General features: G+C 63.4%; 1 protein-coding gene. It reads right to left on the reverse strand.

The genetic code is table 11. The features are described 5' to 3' along the window. Positions 1-246 (reverse strand): hypothetical protein (locus BG57_RS32905; protein WP_152562766.1); only part of this gene is annotated, 246 nt, incomplete at its 3' end. Positions 247-497 lie beyond the last annotated feature (251 nt).

A 497-nucleotide genomic window follows, 5' to 3' on the forward strand; every position in this document is an offset into this window, starting at 1 on the left:
CGGCGCGGTGACGAGTTCGCTGGTCGCCATGCTGTTTCCGCGCTTTGGCGTGATCGGCTTAAGCGGCGTTATGACGGTGTGCGCCGTATCCGCGATGACGGTCGCCCGGATCAGTCGCCACACGTCATCCGCGCGGCGTTGATCCGCAACGGTGACACAAGCGGTTTTTGGAGGCTCGTTACGAGAGCGGTCGGCTCGGTCCTCTTCGCTGACGCTGCCTGCCATCGACGCGATGCTGGTCGCCAACGATGACAGCCGGGCGTGCTTAATCAACCGGCATTTGCTCGATAATGAAACGAAACAGCAGTGCCCCGCGCCTGCACAGGCAGGCTCGTGCGACGATCTTTTTAGCCGCTTCCAGCCAGGCTGATTCGACCGCCCGTCGCCACCGACGACAGTATGTGAGCGGCTGCTTCGCCGCGCATACCGGTCGCGCGGAAAACACGCCTGACCGTCGGATAAGGGTCGACGGACTAAACCGCTCGCGCGGTAGGGGC

This window comes from Caballeronia grimmiae (assembly GCF_000698555.1).
In the GTDB taxonomy this organism is placed as follows: Bacteria; Pseudomonadota; Gammaproteobacteria; order Burkholderiales; family Burkholderiaceae; genus Caballeronia; species Caballeronia grimmiae.